The 2,898-nt window shown below is 57.2% G+C and carries 4 protein-coding genes; all 4 read left to right on the top strand.

All coding sequences use genetic code 11. The features are described 5' to 3' along the window. The first annotated feature begins 98 nt into the window (after positions 1 to 98). The gene (locus VGK48_19555) at positions 99 to 716 is read left to right on the top strand and encodes a phosphatidylserine decarboxylase (protein ID HEY2383377.1); all 618 of its coding nucleotides are present in this window, start codon (positions 99 to 101) and stop codon (positions 714 to 716) included. A 1-nt stretch (position 717) separates the two neighbouring features. Beyond that, a complete protein-coding gene (gene pssA, locus VGK48_19550) occupies positions 718 to 1,548 on the top strand; it encodes a CDP-diacylglycerol--serine O-phosphatidyltransferase (protein ID HEY2383376.1) in 831 nt (276 codons plus the stop codon). 12 nt (positions 1,549 to 1,560) lie between these two features. Continuing rightward, positions 1,561 to 2,556, top strand: coding sequence for an Asd/ArgC dimerization domain-containing protein (locus VGK48_19545; protein ID HEY2383375.1), 996 nt, complete (start codon positions 1,561 to 1,563; stop codon positions 2,554 to 2,556). Continuing rightward, positions 2,556 to 2,898: hypothetical protein (locus VGK48_19540; protein HEY2383374.1), on the top strand; the 343-nt coding region annotated here is incomplete at its 3' end. The genes VGK48_19545 and VGK48_19540, both read left to right, overlap by 1 nt.

The raw sequence follows: 2,898 nt of genomic DNA, 5'->3' as shown, positions 1-2,898 counted from the left end.
TGCGTCATCCGCGTCATCTGCGGCTAAAACCCAAAAGTTTGTGCCTTTTGTGGCGAAGTTCCCCTTTTTCTTGCCTTCCTGCCTTACCATCGCATTGGATGATTGTAAAAGACGCATATAGGTTTCTGCTTCCACTGCTGGCCGGCGCTGCCGCGGCATACGCTTTCGGACTCTATCCGCTGGTGATTTTCGTGATCCTGCTGGCCGGCTTTGTGGCATTCTTCTTCCGGAATCCAAACCGGCAAATTCCGGAGGATCCACGAGTTATCGTTTCACCGGCCGACGGCCGCGTGGTCAAGGTGGAGAGGGTCGGAAACGTAACGAAACTCAGTATTTTCCTGTCGATCTTCAATGTGCACGTGAACCGGAGTCCCATGGCAGGGCGCATCGAGGCCATCGACTACAAAAAAGGCAAGTTCAAGTTCGCTTTTGACCAGACAGCCAGCGTCGAAAACGAACGCAATATCATCATGGTCGCCCAGGGCGATCTGAAGCTTGTTTTTACACAGATTGCAGGATTAGTGGCCCGGCGCATTGTATGCTGGAAGAAGGTAGGAGACACGGTCGGGAAAGGGGAGCTCATCGGGCTCATCCGGTTCGGGTCCCGGGTCGATGTGCTTTTTCCCGCGGGGGCTGAAGCGACAGTGGAACGCGGTGCGCGCGTCCGTGGCGGCTCGACGCCGATCGGGATTATCAAGATAAGCGGAGCGAAGTAGAGTGGTAAGACGGCCACGCAAAATCAAGAATCAGGCGCGCATCCAGCGCAGTCTTTCGATAGTGCCCAGCCTCTTTACGATCGGTAATATTTTTTGCGGCTACTATTCGATCATTTCCACTCTTCATGGTGACTGGGATACCGCGGCCATCCTGATCGGTATCGGATATATTCTCGACGGACTGGATGGCAGGATCGCCCGCCTGACGAAAACCGCCAGTGAGTTTGGTGTTCAGCTGGACTCGATTGCCGATGTCGTCACATTCGGAACCGCTCCGGCCATTCTCGCCTTCCGATGGGGTTTCGGCGCCAGCGCCGGCTACGAAAACGCAGTTGCCATGCACGACCACCTTGGGTTTCTCGCCACGTTTGCGTTTGTGGTTTGCGGTGCGCTGCGTCTTGCCAGGTTCAATGTTCAAACCGGCAAGCCCACGGAGACCAGCAAACGGAGTTTCGTCGGTCTGCCAATCCCGGCAGCAGCGGGAATGATTGCGGCCGTTGTGCACTTTTTCAAAACACCGGCTCTGATGAACGGCGCTGCCGCATTGTGGTGGGGGATACTGATACTCGCGCTGGCATTCCTGATGATCAGCACCGTCCGGTATTCCAGCTTCAAAGAATTTGACGTGAAGAAGGCGAAGCCGAGCCTGGCCCTGTTTGTAATCGCTATGATGATCGGCCTGATCATCTTTTATTCGGAAGAGATGCTGCTGGCCATGGCCGCGATTTACGTCAGCTCCGGTCCCCTCGCAAAAATGATACAGATGGTTCACCGCTTCCGGCCCGCCAATGTAACGCCTTCCGAACCCGCGCATGGTAACATCAAAAATTAAGCTTTAGCTCTTATGAACGCGCAACGCCTCCGTAAGTCCCCCAATGTGGCCATTGTGGGATCGACATCGCTTTTGGGAAAAGAACTCCAGGACGTGCTCGAGTCCCGGGGGCTGCCTGTCGGCAAGCTGACGCTGCTTGAAACCGAGGAGTACGCCGGACTGCTGCGGGAGTTCGCCGGGGACATTCAGATCACCCAGGTGATCTCACCGAATGCGTTCGAAGATGTCGATATCGCTTTCTTCGCGTGCAGTACGGAAATCATGCAGTCCTACATCGCGAGCGGCGCGAAGTTTCCCGCCCTGACGATCGACCTCACGCAGACCGGCCACGCCGGAACGCTTTATCTGCAGGGAATTTCCGATTCGCGATTGCTGCGGCCGCAGGGATATTTTGTGAACCCGCATCCCGCGGCCATCGTCCTCGGACGCATCCTGTCGGGTTTGCACAATACGTTTGCCGTCCAGTCCGCCACGGCAACGGTGCTCGAACCTGCGTCGGAACGCGGGAACGCCGGCGTCGACGAACTTCAGGAACAGACCGTCAGCCTGCTCAATTTTCAGCAGGTCGAGAAGAAGGTCTTCTCAGGCCAGCTCGCATTCAACATTCTGCCGGAAGCCGAAGCCAGCTCGCGGACCGAGTCCCGGATACTCGAGCAGCTGGAAGTTATTCTGGGAAAGACGGTACCGAAACCGGCGATCTCCGCTCTGCAGGTGCCGGTCTTCCACTCGCATACATTTTCGATAACCGTGGATCTTCTGGCGCTTCCACCAGTCGAGGACGTTTTGACGCATTTCAAACACGGCAAAGAATTTTCTTTGAGCGAGGCCGCCGGCGGCCCCTCACCGGTGACTGTTATCGGCAGCGATAAAATTCACATCGGCCGTGTTCGCGCCTCAGGCACCGGCCATTATGCGATTTTCGCCGTCGCCGACAATCTGCGGATCGCCGCATCGAATGCCGCGCAGATGGCGGAGCACATCATGCTCGCTCCCCCGTTCGACGCGTAATGCTCGCCGAAATCCTCCGCATCGCTTTCGCCCGGACTCGCGAGCGGCTCCACTTCGTCCTCGTGGACATCCTTTGGAAAGCCGTCTGGTTGGTTTGCAGCGTTGCTGCGGTTGTGCTCGCGGCATCCTGGTTTGGCTCCCGGTTGCGGGATCTCGCCTGGGAAGACACCGGTGTGCGCGCGGTCAACGCGCTGATTGCTGCGGCCGCAGCACGGCAATTCTGGCTGGCGTTAAGGGGTGAAGTCTTTATGGCCGCACTGCTGCTGGTGTGTGCTTCCGCCTGTGCCTGGTTCCTTCTGGAGGCCATAGTCCGTTCTCGAATCATTCATGTAGTCGCGGGGG

This window comes from Terriglobia bacterium (assembly GCA_036496425.1).
GTDB lineage: Bacteria > Acidobacteriota > Terriglobia > 20CM-2-55-15 > 20CM-2-55-15 > 20CM-2-55-15.
The sequence above is the reverse complement of the archived record's forward strand: the minus strand, read 5'-3'. Positions and strand labels throughout refer to the sequence as shown.

Coding starts and splice junctions, on each gene's coding strand:
- VGK48_19555 (HEY2383377.1), top strand. CDS start 99: ATGATTGTAAAAGACGCATATAGGTTTCTGCTTCCACTGCTGGCCGGC.
- VGK48_19545 (HEY2383375.1), top strand. CDS start 1,561: ATGAACGCGCAACGCCTCCGTAAGTCCCCCAATGTGGCCATTGTGGGA.